We start from the raw sequence: 25,334 nt of genomic DNA, 5'->3' as shown, positions 1-25,334 counted from the left end.
TTGTCTGACTTCCACACGCCCCGTAGAGAGTTTTTTGCCATGACCCTGCCCCGCGTTTCCATCCAGACCGAGGACTTCGACCTGTCCACCGAAGTCGCTGCGCTGCGCCGCGAAAACAAAGGCATCGGCGCAGTGTGCAGCTTTGTGGGCACAGTGCGGGATCGCAACGAGGGCGACCAGGTGTCGTCCATGGAGCTGGAGCACTACCCCGGCATGACCGAAAAATCCATCGAAGCCATGGTGGACGAGGCCTTTCGGCGCTTCGATATTTTTGGCGCCCGCGTGATCCACCGCGTGGGCCTGCTGCAGCCGCTCGACCAGATCGTGCTGGTGGCGGTGACCAGTGCCCACCGGGGGCAGAGTTTTCAGGCCTGCGAGTTCTTGATGGACTACCTCAAGACCCAGGCGCCGTTCTGGAAGAAGGAAGAAACCGCCCAGGGCGCGCGCTGGGTGGATGCCCGCGTGTCTGACGACGCGGCGCTGGCGCGCTGGGGCATTGTGGCGAACAACGCCTAGACAGTCGCTGCAGCGGGCGCCCTGCGGCGTTGCGGATACGCATCCTGCCGGGCACGTCATTCACATCCATGCAATGTTTGGACTTGTGCGCAGCCACGTCCATTTCGAGAATCGCCTCCTGCCCAGATAGGGCCTGAACAGGGAGGAATTCTTCATGAAATCTGTAGCACGAGCGCTGTGGCGCGCGTGGAGGCTGAGCCTGGCCGTCGTCGGTTTGTGCCTGGCGGTCTCTGGGCAGGCCCGTGCTGATCTGGCTTTCGGGGCCGCGACCAGTTTGCGCCTGGGTGGGCTTCCCAGTGAGATGGCGACGGGAGACTTCAATGAAGACGGCCGGCCCGACCTCGTGGTGGTGGATCGCCTGGGCAGTACCGTCAAGATCCTGCTTAACACAGGCGGGGTTGCAGGTTTTTCCGAGGCGGGAGCATTCAGCGTGGGCTCTGCTCCCTATGGCGTGGCGGCGGCGGATTTCAATGGCGACGGGCATCTGGATGTTGCCGTGACCAGCTTCAACAACGGAACCGCCACGATTCACCTGGGGGATGGCAGCGGTGGTTTGTCTGCTCCGGTCACTTTTGGTGCGGGGCTCAATCCGCGCGATCTGACAGTGGCGGATTTCGACGGTGACGGGCGGCTCGACCTGGCCATTGCCGTCTTTTCCGGGGCGCAAAAAGGCGTCTCCGTCTTGTGGGGTGATGGTGACGGGCGGTTTGACGGTCGCCCCCGCACTGACATCGGTTTGGGTGTTGCAGGGCGCCATGTTGTTTCGGGCGACTGGAACGAGGACGGTCATGTGGACATTGTTGCGGGGTCGGGCGACGGTGTGTTTTTGCTGCTGGGCAATGGCGCGGGCGGTTTTGCGGCGGCCCAGCGCGTGACCGGTGACGAGTACGTCCCGTTTGTGGCCGCAGGGGATGCCAATGGCGACGGCCACCTGGACATCCTGGCACTTGTGCAGAACACCTCCGCCAGCCCTGTCCTCCTGCTCGGAGATGGGCAGGGTGGCTTTTCGCGCAGAGGGGTGGGCCCTGCCTTTGGGCGCTTCAGCGGCGGGCAGATCGTGGACGCCACGGGCGATGGCCGGGCCGACGTGGTGCTGTCCCGCTTTAGCGGCACGGTGGTGGTTGTGCCGGGCCTTGCCGGCGGCGGATTCAGTGCCCAGGGGCTGGAATACCCGGTGGGCGAATCTGCCAGCCCCCCGGCAGTGGCGGATTTCAGTGGCGACGGGCATCCAGACATCGTCGTATTGGACGACCAACGTGGCTACCTGGCCAACCTGCGGGGAGACGGCGCGGGCCGATTCGCTGCAGCACGTGCCTACGGAATCCCAGAGCGTTACACCCAGGCGATAGCCGTCGCCGATTTTGATGAAGACGGGCGCGCCGACGTCGCCGTGACGCACCGTGACGATGATGCTGTCTGGATCATGCGTGGCAATGGTGCTGGTGGATTTGAATTCAGCACCCGGCTTGATGCCGGTGCGGGCGCGGGATCCGTGGCTGCTGGCGATCTCAATGGGGACGGGCATGCGGACCTGGCCGTGGTGAACGAGGTTGACAAGACGATCATGGTCTTCCTCGGCAATGGCCGGGGCACCTTCACGGTGGCCGGGCAGCGGTCCTTCATTGGCCTGGCCCCGCGGTCAGTGGTGATTGGCAATTTCCGGGGGGCTGGCTACCCCGCGTACGCGGCCGTGTGGGCGCCAGAGACGGCAGGTGTTTACGAAGGCATCCAGTGGGTCGGCGTGAGCCCGCAGGGCTCCATCGAAATGTTGGATGTGGCGTCGTGGGATGACGTGAAGGGGTTTGCCCCGCTGGATGTCGACCAGGACGGCCGTGCCGACATCGTGGCCGCAACGTCCGTGGGCACCGTGGGCACCTCGCTGTCCTCAGCCTCGTATCCGGGCGATCCCGTCTATGTGCCGGCGGGCGTAGGCGCCCTGAGCGCGATTGCCGGTTGGAGCCAGACGGGCCGGGCAGGGGTGTTTGCCTCCGCAGGAGTGCAGATTGCCTCGTTGGCTGCCGCGCCCGGGCAGGCGCTGAGCATGGTCGGCACCTACGGCGCGGGAATCTCTGCCAGCGTTCTTGCCGCCTCTGACTTTGATGGCGATGGCGGGCCCGATCTGGTGGCCGCTGACGCAGCTTCGGGCGAGCTTGCCATCGTGCGTGGTCAGGGCGCCCCGGGTGGGCTGGGTGCGCCGCTCCTGCGGTTTGTGGGCGGCACGCCCGAGCAGATGGTGGTTGCCGACTTCAACAGGGACGGCCTGTTGGACATTGCCATCGCCAATGGTCTGGGGGGCATCACCGTGCTGGTGAATGCCTCGCCATCCCCCAATGCCGCGCTCGCGTCGCTGGCGTTGTCGCAGGGGGCGCTCAGCCCGGCATTTGCCGGTGGCGTGACGGCGTATACCGCCACGGTGCCCCATGGGGTGGCCCAGCTGTCGCTGACACCGGTGGCGGCGCAGGCCGGGGCGTCCATCACGGTCAACGGTGTGGTGGTGACCAGCGGAATGGCGACTGCGCCGCTGCCGCTTGCGGTCGGTGCCAATGTCATCCAGGTGGACGTGGTGGCTGAGAACGGCGTGGCCCGGCGCACCTACACCGTCACCGTGGAACGGAGTCAACCCGCCCTGCACACGGTCACCGCCACAGCGGGAGCGGGCGGCAGCATCAATCCGGCTGGGGCCGTCAACGTGGCCGAAGGCCAAACGGGCGCCTTCACCGTCACGCCCGCTGCGGGCTACCGCATTGCGGCCGTCACGGGCTGCGGCGGCACGCTGGCGGGCAGCACCTACACCACGGCAGCGGTGACGGCCGCTTGCACTGTGCAGGCGCGTTTTGAAACCCTGCCCACACCCACGAACACCGGGTCGGGGCCGGTCAACGTGGGCGTGGTGGATGGCAGCGCGGGTTGCCAGCTGGACCTGGCGGGCACCGGCCCGGTGGCGGCACCGGCGCCGTACCCCGGCGCCACTTTGCCGCACGGGGCGTTCCGCCTGCGGCTCATCAACTGCCAGCCGGGTGAGACGGTGCGTGTGGCGGTGACCTTTCCAGACCTCACGGGCTTCACGGTGAAGAAGTACGGCCCCACACCCGACAGCCCCTTGTCCAGCCGTTACTACGACCCCGTGAACCTGCAGATCAGCGGCAACACCGTGACCTACGACGTGACGGACGGTGGCTGGGGCGACAACAGCTTTGGCGCGCAGGACGGCACCATCAACGACCCGGTGGTCCCCGTGCTGCTGGCGCCCAGCCCGGCGGCCATCCCCACCCTGTCGACCTGGGGCCTGGGTGGGCTGGCCGCGCTGCTGGGGTTGCTGGCGTTGCGGAGCGGCCGACGCACGTCTGCGCGGTTTGTTGGAGCGGTGGCTCAAACAAGATTTTGAAAGAAATTGGCCGCTAGCGCTTATTGGTAAAGCGATGGCAGCTATAAATTTTGTAGTGATTGTGAATGGGGCGGATGGAAGGTTTCATCTGCACCAGGAGTTCGTCGGCTCACTGGGTTGCGGTGAGGCATCGCCAGGAACCACAAGCAGTCGTCGGGCCGTCCTACAAGGCGGCAGGGGGGGCATCGATAAATTAGCGCTACCGCTGGCAGTGACTGTTGAACGCCACAGTTGCAGCCAGAAAGAAACTCTCCGCACAGTTTCATCTTCGCGTGCGCTTCATCTCCTACAAGGCTTCCCATGAAAAAATCCCTGCTGCTCGCTGCACTTATCGTTACTTTTGGTCTTGCCGCTTGCGAGAAAACGGTTGTGACCCCTCCCGCTACTGCCCCCGTGGTTGTGGTCCCGGGCCCGGCAGGCCCTGCTGGCGCCACGGGCGCAACCGGCTCGACCGGTGCCACGGTGGCCGTTCCAGGCCCTGCGGGCGAAACGGGTGCCACTGGCGCTACGGGTTCTTCGGGTGCTCCCGGTTATGACGGTGCCAAGGGTTCCACTGGTGCTACCGGTGCCACGGGCGATACGGGAGCCGATGGCAAAAAGGGCGATACCGTGATCGTCGTTCCCGCCAAGTAATTTCTCGCGGACCCTGAAAAAAGCGCAGGCGGTATTCCGCCTGCGCTTTTTTGCTTTGCGGGCTCAGCGCAGGCGATCTGAGCCGGCGGTGATCAAATGAATCGGTTCAAGGCATCAGGGCGCCTGGGCGAAGATTGATCTGGCGCAAGGCCTGCGCTGGGGCGTCGTCTTGAAATTCCAGAAGATTTGCCCCAAGTGCAGCGCAATTCGGAGGACATCCACATGCGTCTCGACAAATTCACCACCAAGTTCCAGGAAGCCCTGAGCGATGCACAGAGCATTGCGCTGGGCAACGACCACGCCTACATCGAGCCCGTGCACATGCTCGTGGCCATGCTCAAGCAGGACGACGGACCCAAGGCGCTGCTGCAGCGTGCGGGCGCCAACGTGCCCGGCCTGCTGGCAGCGGCGGAAGCCGCCGTCAAGCGTTTGCCCCAGGTACAGGGCAATGACCAGGTGCAGGGCGGCCCCGAGCTGGGCCGCGTGCTGCAAGCGACGGAGAAAGAGGCCATCAAGCGCGGCGACCAGTTCATTGCCAGCGAGCTGTTTTTGCTGGCCGTGATCGACAGCAAGGGCGAAGCCGCCAAGATCGCCAAGGACAACGGCCTCACGCGCAAGAGCCTGGAGGCTGCGATTGAGGCCGTGCGCGGCGGCCAGAAGATGGACAGCGCCGAGGCCGAAGGCCAGCGCGGCGCCCTGGCCAAATACTGTTTGGACCTGACCGAGCGAGCCCGTATGGGCAAGCTCGACCCTGTGATCGGGCGCGACGATGAAATCCGCCGCGCCATCCAGGTGCTGCAGCGCCGCACCAAGAACAACCCCGTGCTCATCGGCGAGCCCGGCGTGGGCAAGACCGCCATCGTTGAAGGCCTGGCCCAGCGCATTGTGGCGGGCGAGGTGCCCGAGAGCCTCAAGGGCAAGCGCGTGCTGTCGCTCGACATGGCTGCGTTGCTCGCAGGCGCCAAGTTCCGCGGCGAGTTTGAAGAGCGCCTCAAAAGCGTGCTGAACGAGCTGGCCAAGGACGAAGGCCAGACCATCGTCTTCATCGACGAGTTGCACACCATGGTGGGCGCGGGCAAGGGCGAAGGCGCGATGGATGCGGGCAACATGCTCAAGCCCGCCCTGGCGCGCGGCGAGCTGCATTGCGTGGGCGCGACCACGCTGGACGAGTACCGCAAATACATCGAAAAGGACGCTGCGCTGGAGCGCCGCTTCCAGAAGATCCTGGTGGGCGAGCCCACGGTGGAAGCCACCATCGCCATCCTGCGCGGCCTGCAGGAAAAGTACGAAGTGCACCATGGCGTGGACATCACCGACCCGGCGATCGTGGCCGCGGCCGAGCTGAGCCACCGCTACATCACCGACCGCTTTCTGCCCGACAAGGCGATCGACCTGATCGACGAGGCCGCGTCCAAGATCAAGATCGAGATGGACTCCAAGCCCGAGGTGATGGACAAGCTCGACCGCCGCCTGATCCAGCTGCAGATCGAACGCGAAGCCGTGCGCCGCGAGAAGGATGAGTCCTCGCAAAAACGCTTTGCGCTCATTGAGGAAGAGATCACCAAGCTGCAAAAGGAAATCGCCGATTACGACGAAATCTGGCAGTCCGAAAAAGCCCAGGCGCAGGGCAGCGCGCATGTGCGCGAGGCCATCGACAAGCTCAAATTCCAGATCGAAGAATTCACCCGCAAGGGCGACTTCAACAAGGTGGCCGAGCTGCAGTACGGCAAGCTGCCCGAGCTGGAAAAGCAGCTGAAGGAAGCGCAGGCGCAAGAGGCGGGCAAGGACGGCGCCCCTGCCGCGCGCCGCCTGCTCCGCACACAAGTCGGTGCCGAAGAAATCGCCGAGGTGGTGAGCCGCGCCACGGGCATTCCCGTGGCCAAGATGATGCAAGGCGAAAAGGACAAGCTCTTGCAGATGGAGACCAAGCTGCACGAGCGCGTGGTGGGCCAGCAAGAGGCGATTGCTGCGGTGGCCAACGCCATCCGCCGCTCGCGCTCGGGCCTGTCCGATCCCAACCGGCCCACGGGCTCGTTCCTGTTCCTCGGCCCCACGGGCGTGGGCAAGACCGAGCTGTGCAAGGCGCTGGCGGGCTTTTTGTTCGACAGCGAAGACCACCTGATCCGCATCGACATGAGCGAGTTCATGGAGAAGCACTCCGTGGCCCGCCTGATCGGTGCACCGCCCGGCTATGTGGGCTATGAAGAGGGCGGCTACCTGACCGAGGCCGTGCGCCGCAAGCCCTACAGCGTGCTGCTGCTCGACGAGGTGGAGAAAGCGCACCCCGACGTGTTCAACGTGCTGCTGCAGGTGCTGGACGATGGCCGTCTGACGGACGGTCAGGGCCGCACGGTGGACTTCAAGAACACGGTGATTGTGATGACGAGCAACATCGGCTCGCACCTGATCCAGGCCATGGTGGGGCAGGACTCTGACGACATCAAGGAAGCGGTGTGGGGCGAGCTCAAGAACCACTTCCGGCCCGAGTTTTTGAACCGCATCGACGAGACCGTGGTGTTCCACGCGCTCGATGCGCAGCACATCGCCTCCATCGCCAAGATCCAGCTGCAACTGCTGCAAACCCGGCTGGCGAAGATGGATTTGGAGTTGCAGGTGTCCGATGCTGCCTTGGCAGAATTGGCCAAGGTGGGGTTCGACCCGGTGTTTGGTGCGCGGCCGCTCAAGCGGGCGATCCAGCAGCGCATTGAGAACCCGCTGTCCAAGCTGCTCTTGGAGGGACAGTTCCCTCCCAAGAGCGTGATCGCTGTGAGCGTGAACCCGGTGCTGGAACCGGGGGTGTTCCAGTTCAGCGCCGCGCCGCAGGGTTGATCGGGACCAGGGGAGAAGGGGGTAACCCCTTTTCCCCTCTTCCCAGATGTGAAGGAGAGGTGACGTTTGAATGATTTTGTTGCGGGCGTTGTGCGCCTTTTGCTGCGGGTAGTGGTCGTCGCCATGGGCTTGGTGCTGTTTGCCAGCCTGCTGGTGGCGGTGATGGTGCTCGCGCTGGTCTGGGCGTTGCGCGCGGGCTGGGCTCGCCTGACTGGCCGCCCCGTGACCCCGTGGGTCATGCGCATGGACCCGCGCACGGGCTTCAGCACGGTGTTTCGCTCTACCGAGCGCTGGTCCGCAGGCCGCCGTGGCGCCGCGCCAGCGGCGCCTGACGCCAGCGAAGAGACCGCAGCATCGCGCCGAGGTGGCATCCTGCCTGGCGCCGCTGAGGTCACCGACGTCGAGGCGCGCGAAGTGCGCTGAAGGGGGCGCTCCTGACCGGGCGCTGCCCCGTACCATGCCCCATCCAGCGCGGAGCCACAGGGAGCCTGCACCGGTGTCGCCTCTGCTTTTTTCGTGACGCGCCTGTCGGGGTGTCTTCTATGATCCAACCATGACACCCGCCGATATCCACGCCCATTTCGATCTTCAACGCCAGGCCAGCCGCGCGCATGTGGATGTGCCGCTGCTGGTGCGCCGCGAGCGGCTGCTGCGCATCTCCAAGATGCTCAATGAGCATGGCCCGGTGCTGGCAGCGGCCGTGCAGGCCGACTTTGGCATGCGGTCTCCGCGCCTGACCGAAGTGGCCGACTTCTTTGTGCTGCGCACCCTGCTGTCGCACACGCTGAGCCACCTGGCCAGGTGGATGAAGCCCCGCAAGGTTCGCACGCCCATCTTCCTGCAGCCCGCCAGTGCGCACATCCAGCGCCAGCCGCTGGGCGTTGTGGGCGTGATTGCCCCGTGGAACTACCCGGTGCAGCTGGCCCTGGCGCCCGCCATCACGGCGCTGGCGGCGGGCAATCGCGTGATGCTCAAGCCCAGCGAGCTGACACCCCACACCTCGGCCCAGCTGGCGTTGCTGGTGGCCCAGTTTTTTTCACCCGACGAGTTCTGTGTGGTGCAGGGCGATGCCAACCTTTCGGCCCTGTTTGCCTCCCTGCCGTTCGATCATCTGGTGTTTACCGGCTCGACCGCCGTGGGCCGCAAGGTGGCGCAGGCGGCGGCGCAGAACCTGACACCCACCACGCTGGAGCTGGGTGGCAAGTCGCCCTGCATCATCGATGGTCACTGCGACATGGCGGATGCGGCGCTCAAGATTGCGCACGGCAAGCTGCTCAACGCAGGGCAAACCTGCATTGCTCCCGACTATGTGCTGCTGCCGCGCGGCCGTGAGGGTGAGTTTGCCCAGGCCTACCGGGCTGCCGTGGCGCGCCTGTTTCCCACCATCGAGGGCAACGCCGACTACGCGTCCATCATCACGCCGCGCCACCACGCCCGCCTGCGCACCATGCTGCAGCAGGCCCAGACGCAGGGGGCCGAAGTGCAGACCATTGACCCCGCTGCTGGCAAGCCCGTTGTGAACACGGTGGGCACCCTGGGCGACGGCGCCAGCCGTCAGATGCTGCCCACGCTGGTGTTTGGCGCTACGTCGCAGATGCAGCTCATGCAGGAAGAGATTTTTGGGCCCATCCTGCCCGTGATCTCGTACGAACGGCTGGACGATGCCATTGCCCACATCAACACCGGGCCGCGCCCGCTGGCGCTGTACTGGTTTGGCCAGAGCGAGGCCGTGCGCGACGATGTGCTGCGCCGCACCGTGAGCGGCGGCGTGACGGTGAACGACACGCTGATGCACATTGCGCACGACAACTTGCCCTTTGGCGGCGTGGGTGACAGTGGCTGGGGCGCCTACCACGGCGAGCAAGGCTTCCTGCGTTTTTGCCACCAGAAGTCGGTGCTGGTGCAGTCGCGCTGGTCCATGGGCTCGCTGTTCTACCCGCCCTATGGCGCCCGGTTTGACCAGGTCATGGGGCTGCTGCGGCGCTGGTTGTAGCCGTCCCCTCGTCGTCGTCCTGCGGCATGCTGTCCGGTGGCACGGGCTGCGGCTGGGTGATGAGCTGCACCATGGCATCGCGCAGCTGGCCGGTAGACACCGGCTTGTGCAGGAGCAGGGCCGAGGTGGACTGCGCATCGCGCAGGCGCTGGGGTGACGTATCCCCCGTCATGATGATGGCGGGCACGCTGGTGCCCAGGTAGGCGCGCAGGGCCTGCAGCACCTGCTTGCCGGTCTCTTCGTGGCGCAGGCGGAAGTCCGTGATGATGATGTCGGGTGTGATGTCTTCCAGGCATTCGAGCGCATCGGCGCTCGATTCTGCGGTGATGCAGTGGCAGCCCCAGCTGTGCAGCAGCGATTGCATGCCGAGGCGCACGGCCTCATCGTCGTCAATGGCCAGCACCTTCAGGCCCACGAGGCTGACGGTATCGGGCGCAGGCGCGGTGTCGTCCTCCAGTGCACCCTGCCAGCGGTCAAGCCACAGCCGGAACACCGAACCCCGCCCCGGCTGCGACAGCACCTCGACCGAGGTGTTCATCTCGCGCGCAAGTCGCTGCACGATGGCCAGCCCCAGCCCCAGACCTTTGCGGCGGTCGCGCTCGGGGTTTCCGAGTTGGTGGAACTCCTTGAAGATGTTGTCCCACTGGCTCCGGGGGATGCCCGGCCCCGTGTCCCAGACCTCCAGCGCCAGGCGCTTGCCGCGCGTGCGGCAAGCAATCAGCACACCGCCTTTGGCGGTGTAGCGCAGCGCGTTGGAGATGAAGTTGTGCATGACCAGCCCGACCAGCGAGCGGTCGGCAAAGGCCGCTGCCGAAGTCTCCCGCGTGCGGTACACCAGCCCCGCCGTGTCGGCCTGTACGCCGAACTCCTGCTCCAGCGCCGTCAGCAGCGGCTGCACGGCAAAGGCATCGGGCCGCACCTTCACCACACCGGCTTCCAGCCGCGAATAGTCGAGCAGGGTGGTCAGCATCTCGGCCGCCGCGCCCGAGGCGGCATGGGCATGCCCCAGCACGGTGAGTTGGTGGTCGTTGAGCGGGCTGCGCTGCAGCGATTCGAGGAACAGGCCCATCGCGTGCAAGGGCTGGCGCAGGTCGTGGCTGGCAGCGGCCAGGAAACGGGATTTGTCGCGGTCGGCCTTCTCGGCGGCCTCCTGGGCCGCGAGGGCGCGTTGCGATTCGGCGCGCAGCTGGCTCACCAGCCGGTCGTTTTCCAGCTTGAGCGCAATGCTGCGCCGTGTGGCCCGGTCGGCGGTGCGCGCCTGCATGCCCGTGAGCGCGTAGTAGACACCGGTGAGAAACAGCGCGGGCCACATCACAGGCCCGCCAGCCAGCGCCACCGCCATCATCACGCCGCCGATGGCACAGGTGAGGTAGGTGACATAGGCGCGGTACAGCGGGGCCCCCAGCCCGAGTGCACCCGACGACACCGTGCTGATGATGCCGATGGCGTAGATGACACTTTCAGGGGTGCCCCAGTAGAGCACCACATACCCCAGGCTGCCCCAGCTCAGCCCCATGGCGGCCATGCAGGCGATCAGTTTGCGCGCCGCCTGCTGCGCCGGGTCGGTGAAAGGCGCAATGCTGCGCAGCGTGAGGTACACCCCGGCCACCACGAGTGCGTGGGACACCAGCCACACCGTGATGGCCTGGGGCTCGGCCACCCGCGCCATGACCCACAACGTGCCAAGCGCGGTGGCCAGCGACGCGAGCAGCGTCATCGGAAAGTTGTGCCGCAGCAGGGCCACCTGCTCGCGCAGCACCTCATCGCGCTCCCACGCCGGCCACCCCCAGCGGGTGGGGGGCTGGGCGGCATCCGGCTGCACCGGCAGGGCCTCAGAGGGGGTCATGGAGCTGGGGGGTGGACAGGCCGAGGCGCTGGGCCGCCAGCAAGGCGGCGCTGCGACTGTTGACGCCCAGCTGCGCAAAGATGGCCGCCACGTGCACACGCACGGTGTTTTCGCTCAGGCCCAGGTCGCGTGCGATGACCTTGTTGGGCTTGCCGGTGCACAGCAGCGACAGCACGTCGAGCTGGCGAGCGGTCAGCGACGGCGTGTCCGGCCCGCGCGTGGTGGCGCTGTTGCCGCTGTTGATCGGAAAACACGGCTGCCCCGACAAGGCGCACGAAATGGCCTCCAGGATGTCTTCGGCGCTGGCGGATTTGGGCAGGAAACCATCGGCGCCACGGGCGCGCGCTTCATGGATCGCATCGGGCGCCACGCTGGCCGAGACCAGCACGATGCGCGCCCGGGGGCAGGCCTGGCGCAACAGGCGCAGCCCATCCAGGCCGCTCATGCCGGGCAGCTGGATGTCCAGCAGCACCAGGTCGGCATCGGCCAGTTGCAGCGCGCAGGCTTCGGCAATCGAGCCCGCCTCGGCAATCGTGCCCACGCGGGGGTGGTCCTGCACGATCAGGCGCAGCCCGGTGCGAAACAGGTTGTGGTCGTCCACCAGCAAAAGGCGGGCAGTCATACAGCAACAGCCCCGGCGCAAACCGGGATGCAACACCCGCCTTGCCTTGGGATGAACCGTTTGCCTGAGCTCTGTTTTGCGTAAGTCATGAGCAAGTATTGCGCACAACACACTGTTGCGGACTAGTCCATTTGTGCGATGGACGCTCCGTTGTGCACTTTCTAGACTTTCCGTCAAGCATTGAAAAGCACCTGAGGGGGTGCGTACCAACCATCCATCAATGCGCAACCTTCGTTTTTCAAAGGGTTTCTCATGACTGCCAATGCACTTCACCCAGGTTCAGCCGCTTCCGATGTGTCCCGCCACCACGGCGAACGACGACCGGGGGCCATCGCTTCGCCGCAGGGCAGCACGGGGCTGGGGGGCAACACGCTGGCCCAGATCGTGGAAGAAAACTGCCCGGGCACGCAGGCGTCGGCTGGCGTGGTGATCGAGCACCTGGACGCCCAGGCAGGCACCTGGCAGTTTTCGATGGACGAGGGGCAGACATGGCGTGCCATCCGCACCGATCTCATCAACCGCGATGGCAATCTGGGGCTGGCGCTGGACTGCGATGCGCGGCTGCGCGTGCTGCCTTTTGGGGGCCACCGCGTCAGCGGCGTGCGTGTGGCTTTCCACACGGTGCAGCGTCGCCACGGGCAAGGCAACGGCAGCTACCGCGCCTATGCGAGCGACGAGCGCGAGGAAGGGTGTTCGCGCACCGTCACGCTGGTGCTGGGGCTCTCGGCCATCAACGGCGCGCCTCCTGCCGTGCATGTGCCGCGCCCCCGCAACAAGCGTGCGCTGGTGCAGCGTGCAGCGGCGGCAGCCGGTGCGGCGGGGACTTCGCTCTCGGGCTCCATGGCGCTGGCCTGAGATCCTGCTTGGCGCCCGCTGCTGGGTGTTGCTTGCGGCGCAGCCCGCAGCGGCAGCCGCTTTACCGGCGCCGCAATGCTACGTACACAGGCATTTGAGAGGGCCCCGCAGAGGGTTTGCGAGGGGGCCGGACAGGGGGAAAAACCGTTTGCGGCGACAATGCCGGTCCTTTCGTTTTTTCTTTCCCTGTTTTCGTTCGGTTTTTTCATGTCCAGTATCCAGGTTCGTCCCGCCACGCTTCGCGATGCCAAAGCCATTGCCCAGATCCATACCGTCTCAGCCCAAGAGGTCTACAAAGGGCTGGTGCCAGACGAGCAGTTGAAATCCATGTCGGTCGAAAAGCGCCAGGCTTACTGGCGCGAGGCCATTGAATATTGCGAGCCCCAGGTCCAGGTGGCCGTGGACGGCGAGAAGATCGTCGGTTTTGTCGGCTACGACCGCTCGCGCGATGAAAAATCCCGCCCCACCACTGGTGAAATCTGGGCCATCTACGCCGCACCTACCCACTGGAACCAAGGCGTGGGTCTGGCTCTGTGGGATGCTGCCCGCGACGGCCTGCAGGAAGAAGGTTGCACCAACGTTACGGCGTGGGTGCCGCTGCGCAACGAGCGCGCCATCCGGTTCCACGAACTGGCGGGCTTCAAGCGCGAACTCTCCACCGCCAAGACGGCTGTGGTGGGGGGCGTCAAGATCGAAGAAGTGCGCCTGAAGCGCCCCATCAACGCGTAGTCACGCAAAGGCACTCAATGATCGAATGGAGCCGCCAGGGCCAGATTCAACAAGCCCAGTGGCGCTCTGAGAGTGGTGCCCCGGCCCCGCGCCGGGTTGTCACCGCCGACGATACCTTGGCCGCCGACACAGCCTACCGCATGGCCTGTGAAGGCTCGGGTCTGCTGTGGCAGGGCGACTTCCAGAACGCCCGCATGCTGCTGCAGGCGCTGATGCGCCGGGCCGATGCCAAGTCCGGCAAGGCGGGCAAATCGGCCAAACCCCGCAAGTCCGCCGCCAAGGCCGCCGAAAAAGCTGCTGCCGCCACCCCCGCCGAGGCCTTTCACCTGCACCGCCAGGCGCAGGCGCAGCGCGCGCGGGTGCTGGCGTCGGTGCTCATCCCGCTCGAAGGCGACTACACCATTGACCTGCGCCGCGCGCCCGATTGGCGCCAGGCCTGTACCGAAGCCTGGGGCACGGCCACGGGCGAGCGCTCGGTGGCCACGCTGCGTGAGCTGCTGGGCCTGGTGGGCGCGCACGAATGGCGCAAAAAGGGGGTAGAAGTGCCAGCGCTTGGCGCTCCACCGCTCAACCGCATCCACCCGCACTACGGCGTGTTCTCGCCCGTGCGCGGCGAATACGTGGGCCTGGTGGCCGACACGGCTCTGCCTAGCAAGACATTGGCCTTTGACATTGGTGTGGGCACGGGGGTGCTGTCTGCCGTGCTGGCACGCCGTGGGGTGCAGCGCGTGGTGGCCACCGACCAGGACCCGCGCGCCCTGGCCTGCGCGCGGGAGAACCTGCAGCGCCTCGGTGTCATGCCACAGATTGAGCTGCTGCAGGCCGACCTGTTTCCGCCTGGCCGCGCACCCCTGGTGGTGTGCAACCCCCCGTGGGTGCCCGCACGGGCCAGTTCGCCCATTGAGCACGCGGTGTACGACGAAGGCAGCCGCATGCTCAAAGGCTTTCTGGCGGGTTTGTCCGACCATCTGGAGCCTGGCGGCGAGGGCTGGCTGATCCTGTCGGACTTGGCCGAACACCTGGGCCTGCGCCCACGCGCGCAACTGCTCGAATGGATTGCCGATGCGGGGCTGGTGGTGCGTGGCCGGCACGATGTGAAGCCGCACCATGCCAAGGCGGCCGATGCGGGGGATGCCCTGCACGCTGCCCGTGCTGCGGAGGTCACTTCGTTGTGGCGGCTGGCTGCGGCCTGATCACGGTATCACTTTCAGAAAATCCGCCCAGCCCCTCAAGCCAGTGCTGAGGGTTGGGTCGAGTCAAACGGCTCGGAGGCCGAAGGCGCAGAAGGCAGCAACTGCTCGAACCTTTCGCGCAGGCTGGCAGCACGTTCGGCCCCCGCGGCCAGCGCTACTTCTTCAAACATGGCTTCGCCCACGTCCAGCATGCTCGCGCGGTCCTTGGCGGCGCGCAGCGCCTCGCGAAACTGCTGCGCCAGCACGGGGTCGCGGCGCACAAACAGACGCTCGCAGGTGTCGAACAGGTACATGCGTGCGCCGGCCAGCGAGCGCAGGGCATCGCCGGGCTCCGGGCGCTGGATGGATGGCTTGTTGTGTGCAGCGGTTTGCGCGGCGGAGGGCGGCGGTAGCTCGGCCGGGCCGGCCAGGTAACCCTGGCGCATGAGGTTGTCGACAATCTGAGCGCCGATGCCGTTGTACATGGCCTGCAAGTCGGACAGCGGCTTGCCATCCACCAGGAGCAGCAGAGAACGCTCCCGCAGGCTCAGGGTGCGGACGCCGGGCAAGAGTTCCAGGCGGGCTTTTTCGGTTTTTTGTAGCAGCATGGGGTTCTCCATTCACGGGTGAATGGCGGTGATTGCAGCAAGCCGCCATGACGCTGTGATGACCTCGCTGCCGCACAATGGCGGGCTGCCCCTGGTCGTAGCATGGCTGCGAAAGCGGCGTTTGCTATATATTTAATAGCTTCTTGCGCTTATCCATCAAGCGCTAGGGCCCTTTGTGATTCATATTTTGGCTGTGTGCGGGCCGCGCTCTGTGCTGGGGTGCTGGGCCCGGCGGCCTTTCTCGCGATGACCTTGCTGCTTGCCCCCATGGAGGGGCTCCTGGATTTTGTGCTGCGTGATGTGCTGACCCGCGTGGGCGGGGTGGACCGCTGCGTCTCGGAGTTCATCCGCATTACTGGCACGCTGCTGCCGGACAAGGTGTTTCTGCGCTACGTGCCGGAGTTGCACAACGGCAGCCGCACGCTGGCCGGTGTACCGGTGCGTGCGCAGCTGCTGGGCTCTGATCCCGTCTGCATGGCTGAGAATGCCGCACGCCTGGCAGCCCTGGGGCCGGAGGGGATCGACTTGAACTTTGGTTGCCCGGCCAAGGTAGTCAACCGCCACGGCGGGGGCGCGGCGCTGCTGCAGGAGCCCGAACGCATCGCCACCGTGGTGGCCGCTGTGCGTCGCGCAGTGCCCTCGCATTTGCCTGTGTCCGCCAAGATGCGCCTGGGTTTCAACGACACCGGGCTGATGCGCGAATGTGCGCAGGCCATGCAGGCGGGTGGCGCTGCCGAACTGGTGGTGCATGCCCGCACCAAGGCCGATGGCTACCGGCCCCCAGCGTATTGGGAGCACATCCCCACCATCCGCGCTGCGGTCGGCATCCCCGTGGTGGCCAATGGCGAGATCTGGACCGTGGCCGACGCCCAGCGCTGCCGCGAAGTGTCGGGCTGCGATGCGCTGATGCTCGGGCGCGGCATGGTGGCTGACCCCGGCCTGGCCCGGGCCATCCGCGCTTCGGATGCGGGGCTGCCCGGCGCGGACACGGTGGTCTGGGCCGACCTGCTGCCGCACCTGGCGGCCTTCTGGCAACTGGTGTGTGACGACTTGGAACCGCGCCAGCGGGCGGGGCGGCTCAAACAATGGCTCAACCTCCTGCGCAGGCGCTTCCCGGAGGCTGAGGTCGCCTACCAGCACGTGCGCACGATGACGGACCAGCGGGCGATCACCGCGTGGGTGGATGCATTGCAGCCAGCCGAGGGTTGATCTAGGGATGTCCTGCATAACCCTCGCGAGTCGGTGGTAGTGCGGATCGGGACAGACCGCAAGGCGTCTTTTTGCAGCCAATAGCGGTGCTATTGGCAAGAAAAGCAACGCAGCGGACCGCCCGAGACCGCGCTATCACCGACCGCAGGGAGTTATGCAGGCCATCCCTAGAGCAGGTGATCCGGCGCCAGCGGGCCCAGCAGTTGCAGCATCAGCCGCAGTGGCGCGCTGGCATCGGGTTCGGTGGTGGCATCTGGCAGGCCGCTGCCCTCGGGGGCATGCCACACCAGTTGGCCGCCATCGCGCAACTGCACATGCCAGGCGGATTCGCGCAATGCCGCTTCGATCTGCGTGGTGGCGCGGCGTGACAGGTCGCTGCTGCGGATCAGCAGCGCGATCTCCGTGTTCTGCCGCTGCGAGCGAATGTCCAGGTTCATCGAACCCACCACCAGCAGGCGGCCGTCCATGATCAGAATCTTGGAGTGCAGCATGGCGCGTGAGCTGCCGACAGAACTGGCCGCACCGCTGGTCCCATCACGCCCCCCCGTGCTGCCCGTGGAGCCCAGTGCTCCGCGCAGCACGCCCGTGAGCTCGCTGCGCATTTCGTACAGCTCGACGCCCATGGCCAGCAGATCGGGCCGGTGGCGCGCATAGCCTGCGTGGGCAATGGGTGCATCGTTGGAGGCCAGCGAGTTGGTGAGCACCCGCACCCGAACGCCCCGCGCGCGTGCGGCTGCAAAGGCCTGCTTCATGTCGGGCCCTGGCACGAAGTAGGGCGAAATGATGAGCAGATCGCGCCGCGCCTGTCCCATGAGGTGCAGCAGTCCATCCACCACGGTATCGGTCTGGGCATCAAGAGTTGCAGGGTCGGGGGTAGACACTGCTGCAGTGGCCGATGGGATGCCGTTGGCGGGATTGGACGCTGACGATTCGGGGGTGGCAGCGGCACCGGCCGCCACGGTCAGGGCTTCGGTGGGGGCCTTGGCTGGCGCACGCGCAGCGCCCCGCGACACGACGGCGAGGGGGGTGGCCCGGGCCGGGGGCTTTTCAGGCAGCGCGGCCAGGGAGGTGCCATCGGGCGGAATCTTGGCAGGCTTGTCCACCAGCACCGCCGCAGGGGCCCAGGTGAACTGCGCTTGCGCCAGGTCCATGGGCTGGTAGTCCCAGATGCGCGCACGCTGGGCGGCGGTGGTTCGCCGGCCGTCTTGCACGGGCTGGCTGTCCAGTGCCAGGGCGCCACCCTGGCCTGCGATACGCTCGCGCTGCACGGCATCCGAGTTGCGCATGCGCTCGCGCAGAATGTCCAGTTCCTCCCGCGTGACCAGCGATTGCACGGGGTAGGCGCGCTCGTTGTTCCAATAGCTGTCGAAACTGCGGGAGAGATCCTGCACCACAGGCCCTGCTGCCAGCACGTCCAGGTCCACAAAATTGCCGGAGTCGGCATTGCCGAAATAGGCGTCCCCCAGGTTGCGGCCCCCGGTGACGCCCATGGCGTTGTCGGCGATGAAGAGCTTGTTGTGCATGCGCTGCTGCACCCGCGAAAAGTCGCTCAACGCGCTGAACATGCGCCCCAGCGGCGAGCCCCGTGCCCCGGTGAGCGGGTTGAACATGCGCATCTCGATGTTGGGTACAAAGGCCAAGCGCATCACCTGCGCATCGCGGCCCACGCTGTGAAAATCGTCCAGCAGCACCCGCACCCGCACGCCGCGCCGGGCTGCGGCCACCACGCTGAGTAGCAGGCGCTCGGTGCTGGCGTCGGCATGGATGGCGTAGTACTGCAGGTCCAGCGTTTTCTGCGCGGCATCTACCAGCGCCAGGCGGCTGCTGTAGGCTGCCTGTGGCCCGCTGAGCAGCAGGAACCCCGAGGGGTGGCGGCCGCCTGCCGATGCCCGGCGATCCTCCACGAGTTGGCCCAGGGGCGTCCCTGCGGGGGAGGCCAGGGCGCTCGACACCGGCCGCTCCACGTCCTTGGGCAGGCCGGCGCAGCCGCTGGTTGCGCCTGCGACGATGGCGGCCAAAAGCGCCAGCCAGCCGTAGCGGGCCGTGTTGCCCAGAAACGCTGGAATGGCAGGGGTCGATAAATGCATGGCGCGATTGTGACCGTGTGGCGGTGGCTGCGCTTGTCAGACGCGGCGCCAACTCCGCCACAGTGGCTGCCCAGGCTGGTAGCCGCCTCCTCAGCATCTCACCGGGCTTACCAGCTCACTTCGCGGTCTGGCGTGGCGCTGATCTTGTGGATCGACAGGTCAGCCCCGTCAAATTCTTCTTCCTGCGTGAGCCGCAGGCCCACCGTGCTCTTGAGAATGCCATACACCACCAGGCCACCCACCAGCGCCCAGGCCACGCCCAGGGTGCTGCCGATCAACTGGGCCGAGAAGCTCACACCACCGAGCCCACCCAGCGCCTTGCTGCCGAAAATGCCTGCTGCCAGCCCGCCCCATGTGCCGCACAGGCCATGCAACGGCCACACGCCGAGCACGTCATCGATCTTCCAGCGGTTCTGGGTGAGCGTGAACATCACCACAAAGATTGCTCCTGCCACGGCACCGACCACCAGCGCTCCCAGCGGGTGCATCAGGTCCGACCCCGCGCACACAGCCACCAGCCCGGCCAGCGGGCCGTTGTGCACGAAGCCCGGGTCGTTCTTGCCCAGCACCAACGCCGCCAACGTGCCGCCCACCATGGCCATCAGCGAGTTCACCGCTACCAGGCCGGAGAGTTTGTCCACGGTCTGTGCGCTCATCACATTGAAGCCGAACCATCCCACCACCAGCACCCAGGCGCCCAGCGCCAAAAACGGGATGTTGGAAGGCGGGTGGGCAGAGATGGCGCCATCTTTACGGTAGCGGTTGGAACGCGAGCCCAGCAGGATCACGGCCGGCAGGGCGATCCACCCGCCCATGGCATGCACGACGATGGAGCCCGCAAAGTCGTGGAACTCTTCGCCCGTCAGTCCCTTGATCCAGGCCTGCACCCCGAAGTGCTGGTTCCAGGCAATGCCTTCAAAGAACGGATACACAAACCCCACAATGACCGCCGTGGCCATCAGCTGGGGCCAGAACTTGGCCCGCTCCGCGATCCCGCCCGACACAATCGCCGGAATGGCAGCCGCAAAAGTGAGCAGGAAGAAGAACTTGACCAGTGCGTAGCCGTTCTGCTGCGCCAGCGATTCCGCACCCACGAAGAAATGCGTGCCATAGGCCACGCTGTAGCCCACCACAAAATACACCACGGTGGACACCGAAAAGTCCACCAGGATCTTGACCAGCGCATTCACCTGGTTCTTTTTGCGAACCGTGCCCAGTTCCAGAAAGGCAAACCCTGCATGCATGGCCAGCACCATGATGGCCCCCAGAAGAATGAACAGGGCATCAGTGCCCTGTTTGAGTGCTTCCATAACGTCCTCGCGCGATTGGTTGATCTGTTCTGGTGCGTTTCGAACCTAGCTACCAGATTTGCACCAAGTTGAAGCAAAAATCGCGCCAAAGAATGGTGCGTTGTTTTGCACTGTTTTGGTGTGGTGCGAAAAGGACTGGGGAGGAGAGGTGACAATGGGCCGTGCCGCGAGGGTCGTCGCCGCCCAGCAGGGATGACGACGGCGCGAGCGCGCAACTGCCATCCAGTGAAAGTTGCGAGGTATCTGGCTTGTGCAAAGCCCAAGTTTTGAGCGAGTTTGGCGCTGGTGTCTTTGTGAGAGTTTTTTTAGTATCAAAACGCAGCCGCCTTGCCGAGGCTGTCGTCTTCTGCTGAGGTGGGCTGAGCTGGGTGGTGGTGGCGGGTCATCTTTGTGCTGCGCGGGTGAGCGCCCCTTGCGGCTGGGGGCTTGCATTGTTTTGCAGGCACTTCCCACTGGGCTGCGCCCGCAGAGCCCACCAGCTGCTGTTGTTCGGTCGTTGCCCCACCCATTTTTTACCTTCCGCATGGCGAAGCCCGTGCCTGCCGGGAGTGTGGGGTGGGGGAGTTAGAAACTGTCGCGTCCCTGCACCCGTGCCACAACACGCAAGTCCGCGCCCAAGGTCTCTACGGACTTGAATTCCAGCGCCAGCCCATCGGCCAAGGCCGTCAACGGGCCAAAGTCTGCAATTCCCCGTCCCGCACCCAAAAGCCGTGGTGCTAGGTACAGCAACAGCTCATCGACCAGGCCTTCTCGGACCAGAGAGCCATTGAGCTTGTGCCCAGCCTCTACATGCAGCTCGTTGATGCCCCGTTGGCCCAGGTCCTGGAGCATTGCCGAAAGATCGACCTTGCCGTTCGCATTGGGCAGGTGGATCACCGTAGCCCCACAGGCTTGCAAAGCTGCTTTCTTGGTTTCGTTGTCGGAGGCTGTGTAGACATAACAATCGCGCCCTTTCATCAGCAGATTGGCGTCGGTAGGCAATTGCAACTGGCTGTCCACCACCACCACATGGGGCTGGCGTGGCGTGGGAACTTCGCGGACGTCTAGCCGGGGGTTGTCATCCAGCACGGTGCCAATGCCCGTCAATACAGCGCACGCCCTGGCCCTCCACGCGTGTCCATCCGCCCGCGCAGCGCGTGACGTGATCCACTGGCTGGCGCCATTGTTCAGGGCGGTGGTGCCATCCAGCGAGCTTGCAACTTTCAGCCGCACCCATGGCGTGCCCCGGATCATGCGGCTGAAAAAACCAATGTTGAGTTCTCGGGATTCTTCAGCCCCCGGGCCGACCACGACCTCCACCCCTGCCGCACGCAGCCGGTCAAACCCGCGCCCGCCCACCAAAGGGTTTGGGTCCGCCAACGAGGCCACCACTTTGGCAACACCCGCTTGGATTAGTGCATCGCAGCAGGGGCCGGTTCGCCCATGGTGGGAACAGGGCTCCAGCGTCACATAGGCTGTGGCGCCTGCCGTGTCGAACCCCTTGCCGCTGGCGTCGCGCAGGGCCATGACTTCAGCGTGCGGCCCACCCGCTTGCTGGGTAAAGCCCTGGCCAATGACTTCACCATTGGGGCCTGCGAGCACACAGCCCACGCGGGGATTCGGGGTTGAAAGAAAAAGCGCTTGAGTGGCGATCTCAAGCGCATGGGTCATAGGGGAAGGCACCGAAGATTGCATTACACCCCAGATGGTAGCTTAGGGCTACTTATTCCAGCACTCAGCGGCAGTAATGCCCGGGCCCATGTTAATCGCACTTCGTGTGCCAGTGTGAGTCAATGTGAAGTCGCCACACTGGTCTCCTGCCTGCGGCCCAGCTTTGCGAGTAGCCACCAATGTGAATGTGGAATTGGTATTGCCGGGCTGAAACCCTATGGTGTAGCGCTTTTGAGGATCGGCAGTCCAAGTGAAATTGGCTGGCAAAGCCCCAGTGGGATAGACGCCCGTGGCGGTAGCAGCTCTCTCTAGCCACAGTTGAGCTTGCAACAAGCCTGCCCGGGCATCTGCCCGATGACCGCGACGCACATATTCGGTGTAGCTGGGGATGGCAATGGCACTCAGTATGCCCACAATGGCCACCACAATCATGAGTTCAATGATAGTAAAGCCATTTTGTCGCATGGTGGTCTTGCTCACTTGGTGTGTCATACGTTCTTCGTCACTGTATCTGGCGCCAGCTCGGACGCAACGACTGTTCGGGCATGGCGGCAAGATTTTCTTTATTGTTCTTCGCGTCAATATCTACGTTTTCGAATTTATCTTTCTTGATGATGCTGTGTGGTCCCTTGGCAACTTTCGCCCGAGAAATACTGATGTACTTGGCATCGGGTCCAGATCCGACCATGACACCGTCGCCATCAGCCATATTGAACTTGCCATCTTTGTTCTTGTCCACAATTTGCACGGCCGGACTCTTACCGTCCATGATATTGATGAATGTGCGGTATTGCCGCTCGGCGTCTACTGAAGTGGAGTCGCAGCTCTCCACGTTCGGGTCAACATCAGATCCTTTGGCTGGCACTTGCGACCACACAGTCAATAGGTTGCTGGCATCGTAGTACGGCATCGGTTTGAGCAGTCGCTCTCCGACGGCGGGGAGGTCGATGTACCAACCATTGAACTCTGCCCATGTATCCCTCTTCAGAGCGCTCACTTCTTCGATGGCTCCGTAGTCGCCACCATCTACTTCAATGAATTGGCGTTGAGCGAGTTTGGCTACGGTGACACCAGTACCCAGGGCTGCGGGTACGGGCACGCAGTCGGGTCCAGGGCAAGTTCCAATACCACCAGGATGCACCTCCAAACGCTTACCCAAGCCAGTTGAGACTTCGCGGTAACGTGTGTTATCGAGCACTGAGTAAAGACTTTGTACGTCTACGCTAGACGGGTCGTCCTTGCCGGCATTACGGCCAGTTCCAAACGCCACCATCATGCCGCCTACGCGGACGGTTTTGGCGGATGCCCCGCTACCGATCTGCATGGTGCGGTCGTTTGCGCGTACTGTGGGCGGGGCAGAGATAGGCTGGATTTTCGTGCGAGTTACGCCATTCAAAGCCGCCGGGCCGCGTGCTGTGAAAAGCGGACTCCCACTAAAGGCGACTTTCCAGTCGGCAGGGGCTGCGCTGGTGAGGTCAAACTTCCACAAATTGCCCCTGTTGTCTCCGGCGTAAGCTATGTCGACGCGGCCATCGCCGTTGATGTCCACGACGCGGGGGGCGGCCAAGCCATTGTCTACTGCGTTGCCGGTGCCGGGTGCATCGGTGGTGGTGGGAATGCGTATTAGTTCCTTGGCGCCGTCCAGATACTGAATAAGCAGCACTGGACGTTGATTGGTGCTGTTGTAGCCATTACCCATCACCGCAGCCCAACGGTTGTTGCTCATGCGGGTAATTTGCGTGGTTCGCATGGCATCGTTATCGTCAAGAACGGGCTTGGCTACGATGAAACCGATGTCCTTATCTTCTTCAACAGCAGTTTCGCAAGCAATTTTCTCGGCGCCAGTCATCGCTGCGCAGTTAGGTGCTGGTTCGCTGCTGCCACGGGTTCGATCCAGTTTTACCAATGCCGACGCATTACTTTCCGTAAAGCTGAGCGTACCAGTGGCAGTGGGGTTCGTCACATCAAGCACATAGTACCCTTTACCCCCCAGCCCCAGGGTTCCCACCAGCAGCGTACGCCAGTCAGGGACATAGGTCGCATAGTTGGGATCGGCCGGGTCCTGGATCCCTCCATTCATATCCACATCTCCTGTCATCGGTGACCCGTCAACAAAATATTTGTGAGAGTTGTTGTAGGAGGGGTCTGTCAGTTGCGTCAGAGATGGCAGAACGCCTCGTGGAACATAAGCGATTTTCTCGGCGCCACCGTCTTTGGCTCCTGTAGCACTCTCGTTAGCTGCGAAGCCGTGCAGCATGCCATCGTTGCCGCCGACATACAGCATGCCAGGGCGATTTTTATTAGTACGAGCAAACGCGGCATACCCTTTGAGCAGAGAGTCGCCGGTGGGAGCGCCGACATACCACACGTCAGAGTTAATGATGTCGCCTTGGCGGCTTTGACGTTCGCGGTAGGGTTTTGTGACGGTGTAACCGCTAATTTCTGAGCCTTCCTTGCTGCGCTCGCCGCGAATGTATTCCAAGCGTTCCTGACCCTTAGAGGCTCCACCGTCAGTGCCTGTCACATCCTTTTGTAGCCAGAGCTTTTGTGCCGTGCTCAGATTGCTCTCGTCGGACGCCCACTTGAATGGCATGCCACCTTTGGGCTTGGTGGTTTCCCATTTGTCGTTCCAACTTAAGATGAGGCGGCTAGCCACACTGGCAAGCGTGTCAAGCCTGTCAGCGGTGGTTTTTCCATCCCATGAGGGGTCGGGGATGGTTGTGCCGTCGGTTTTCACCCTGTCGGCAGTAATGGCGCCTTTCCAAGCCTTGCTGGGTTCGTAAGAAGCTGTGTATTTCCCAACTTCGCTGCGCGATACATTGGAACCGCTTGTGGCACTGGCGCTTAAGTCGGGGTCTGTGGCGGTGTTAATTTGTTGAAAAATTTCACGAAACGCTTTCTGTAAGTCCTCACCTTTTTCGACTGCATAAAATCGGCCTCGACCATTTAGAGCCGCGTGCCACATATCGAGAGCGCGTCTATTTTCGTCGCCCATATTGGGCCAAGTCTTGTTGCCCGTCACCAAGTCCAGAAAGCTGTTGTCGTAGCCAAAGGGGAGTTTCTGTGTAGGCGCCACAATGGTGGGTGCTCCGGGCCAAGTAACGGCATCGTTACTAAAGCCGATGGTGTAAGTCACCATGTGAGGCCAAGTAGCGGGGTTGTAGCGCGGGTTCCAGTAGCGATCGAGGATTGCGGGTTTGCCCGTCAGGTCATTACCAAAATTTTCGGTGGAGGGTGCTTTCCGGTAATCGGCAGCCGCCTCCATCGTGCCCGTCATTCCCGTGGCTTGCATGGGTTTGGCCCAACTATGAAAAGCCCAGTCCGCTAACGTTTGACTAGTCGTATCGCGATACAGACGCGTTTTTGCTTGATCCGAAGAAGTGCCGCCATACACAACTCCATCGGGTAAGGTTAGATTTGTCGCGTTATCGCGATAGTTGGTGTCAGTAACATCGGATATAGCATTATTCCAGCGTCCATCGGACATCATGATGTGATACGTGCGACGGCAAGCTAGATATGGAGCTCCCTTGGTGCCGGGATCACTGGCCCACGCACTATTCGTACCGAGGGGACGGCGCATGTAACCGTCTGCCTGCTTAAACATAAGGTGCGAGGCCGTATTGTCGTAGGGCGTCAGTCCATTGATGAAGTTAACCAAGTTACTGCGATGCGTCCCCTCCAGGGTGCGCATAGAGTTCGTCTTCATCGTTGTGCTGTCGACGTTCTTTGCACCCGTATCATGTTTACTCCACATTGCCTGCCATGCCACGCGAATTTTCTTGTCTGGCAACAACGACGGATCGAATTTTGGGTGCGTGGGGTCGAACGTGGCGCGCATTGCGTATTTCAGCACGTTCATGCGGGGTGCGTTCTTGTACCAGCTGCCG

General features: G+C 63.9%; 18 protein-coding genes. 10 read left to right on the top strand and 8 right to left on the bottom strand.

What is annotated here, in order from left to right; genetic code table 11:
• The first annotated feature begins 39 nt into the window (after positions 1-39).
• From ACT89O_RS17685 to ACT89O_RS17660, 6 genes are all read left to right on the top strand, one after another.
• Positions 40-516, top strand: a complete 477-nt coding sequence (locus ACT89O_RS17685; protein WP_218300580.1) for a molybdenum cofactor biosynthesis protein MoaE — start codon at positions 40-42, stop codon at positions 514-516.
• 154 nt (positions 517-670) lie between these two features.
• Positions 671-3,901, top strand: a complete 3,231-nt coding sequence (locus tag ACT89O_RS17680) for an IPTL-CTERM sorting domain-containing protein (RefSeq protein WP_487260732.1) — start codon at positions 671-673, stop codon at positions 3,899-3,901.
• A gap of 369 nt (positions 3,902-4,270) precedes the next feature.
• Positions 4,271-4,534 carry a collagen-like protein gene (locus tag ACT89O_RS17675; protein WP_487260731.1) on the top strand — a complete coding sequence of 88 codons (264 nt, stop codon included), beginning with the start codon at positions 4,271-4,273 and terminating at the stop codon, positions 4,532-4,534.
• Between the two features lie 222 nt (positions 4,535-4,756).
• A complete protein-coding gene (gene clpB, locus ACT89O_RS17670; RefSeq protein WP_121505789.1) occupies positions 4,757-7,363 on the top strand; it encodes an ATP-dependent chaperone ClpB in 2,607 nt (868 codons plus the stop codon).
• A gap of 66 nt (positions 7,364-7,429) precedes the next feature.
• Positions 7,430-7,786 (top strand): hypothetical protein, encoded by a 357-nt coding sequence (locus ACT89O_RS17665; protein ID WP_121505790.1) that lies wholly within the window; start codon positions 7,430-7,432, stop codon positions 7,784-7,786.
• Positions 7,787-7,916: 130 nt separating this feature from the next.
• Positions 7,917-9,356, top strand: a complete 1,440-nt coding sequence (locus ACT89O_RS17660) for a coniferyl aldehyde dehydrogenase (RefSeq protein WP_487260730.1) — start codon at positions 7,917-7,919, stop codon at positions 9,354-9,356.
• Here ACT89O_RS17660 and ACT89O_RS17655 read toward each other — a convergent pair.
• Entirely contained in the window at positions 9,328-11,202 is a 1,875-nt protein-coding gene (locus tag ACT89O_RS17655; RefSeq protein WP_487260729.1) for an ATP-binding response regulator, read from the bottom strand. The two genes, ACT89O_RS17660 and ACT89O_RS17655, sit on opposite strands and share 29 nt — an antisense overlap.
• A complete protein-coding gene (locus ACT89O_RS17650) occupies positions 11,189-11,824 on the bottom strand; it encodes a response regulator (protein WP_487260728.1) in 636 nt (211 codons plus the stop codon). Before ACT89O_RS17650 ends, ACT89O_RS17655 begins: the two co-directional genes overlap by 14 nt.
• 252 nt (positions 11,825-12,076) lie before the next feature.
• Between ACT89O_RS17650 and ACT89O_RS17645 the strand changes: the two genes are divergently transcribed.
• From ACT89O_RS17645 to ACT89O_RS17635, 3 genes are all read left to right on the top strand, one after another.
• Positions 12,077-12,679: a hypothetical protein gene (locus tag ACT89O_RS17645; protein WP_487260727.1), complete on the top strand. Its 603-nt coding sequence runs from the start codon at positions 12,077-12,079 to the stop codon at positions 12,677-12,679.
• A gap of 207 nt (positions 12,680-12,886) precedes the next feature.
• The gene (locus tag ACT89O_RS17640) at positions 12,887-13,408 is read left to right on the top strand and encodes a GNAT family N-acetyltransferase (protein ID WP_055393295.1); all 522 of its coding nucleotides are present in this window, start codon (positions 12,887-12,889) and stop codon (positions 13,406-13,408) included.
• 17 nt (positions 13,409-13,425) lie between these two features.
• Entirely contained in the window at positions 13,426-14,601 is a 1,176-nt protein-coding gene (locus ACT89O_RS17635) for a methyltransferase (RefSeq protein ID WP_487260726.1), read from the top strand.
• Between the two features lie 35 nt (positions 14,602-14,636).
• Here ACT89O_RS17635 and ACT89O_RS17630 read toward each other — a convergent pair whose 3' ends face one another.
• Positions 14,637-15,188, bottom strand: coding sequence for a hypothetical protein (locus ACT89O_RS17630; RefSeq protein WP_487260725.1), 552 nt, complete (start codon positions 15,186-15,188; stop codon positions 14,637-14,639).
• 246 nt (positions 15,189-15,434) lie between these two features.
• Between ACT89O_RS17630 and ACT89O_RS17625 the strand changes: the two genes are divergently transcribed.
• Complete coding sequence (locus ACT89O_RS17625; RefSeq protein WP_487260724.1) at positions 15,435-16,397, top strand: tRNA dihydrouridine synthase; 963 nt, start codon at positions 15,435-15,437, stop codon at positions 16,395-16,397.
• Positions 16,398-16,564: 167 nt separating this feature from the next.
• On the opposite strand, the gene ACT89O_RS17620 is transcribed toward ACT89O_RS17625, so the two are convergent.
• The 5 genes from ACT89O_RS17620 to ACT89O_RS17600 form a co-directional block, all read right to left on the bottom strand.
• Positions 16,565-18,484 (bottom strand): phospholipase D family protein, encoded by a 1,920-nt coding sequence (locus ACT89O_RS17620; RefSeq protein ID WP_487260723.1) that lies wholly within the window; start codon positions 18,482-18,484, stop codon positions 16,565-16,567.
• A gap of 107 nt (positions 18,485-18,591) precedes the next feature.
• Positions 18,592-19,794 (bottom strand): ammonium transporter, encoded by a 1,203-nt coding sequence (locus ACT89O_RS17615; protein ID WP_487260722.1) that lies wholly within the window; start codon positions 19,792-19,794, stop codon positions 18,592-18,594.
• A gap of 564 nt (positions 19,795-20,358) precedes the next feature.
• Positions 20,359-21,444: a bifunctional diaminohydroxyphosphoribosylaminopyrimidine deaminase/5-amino-6-(5-phosphoribosylamino)uracil reductase RibD gene (gene ribD / locus ACT89O_RS17610; protein WP_487260721.1), complete on the bottom strand. Its 1,086-nt coding sequence runs from the start codon at positions 21,442-21,444 to the stop codon at positions 20,359-20,361.
• A 48-nt stretch (positions 21,445-21,492) separates the two neighbouring features.
• A complete protein-coding gene (locus ACT89O_RS17605) occupies positions 21,493-21,909 on the bottom strand; it encodes a type IV pilin protein (RefSeq protein ID WP_487262880.1) in 417 nt (138 codons plus the stop codon).
• Between the two features lie 37 nt (positions 21,910-21,946).
• Positions 21,947-25,306, bottom strand: a complete 3,360-nt coding sequence (locus ACT89O_RS17600) for a pilus assembly protein (RefSeq protein ID WP_487260720.1) — start codon at positions 25,304-25,306, stop codon at positions 21,947-21,949.
• Positions 25,307-25,334: the final 28 nt, after the last annotated feature.

Source organism: Acidovorax sp. NN32, assembly GCF_057597245.1.
This window is presented reverse-complemented; position numbering and strand designations above follow the sequence as displayed.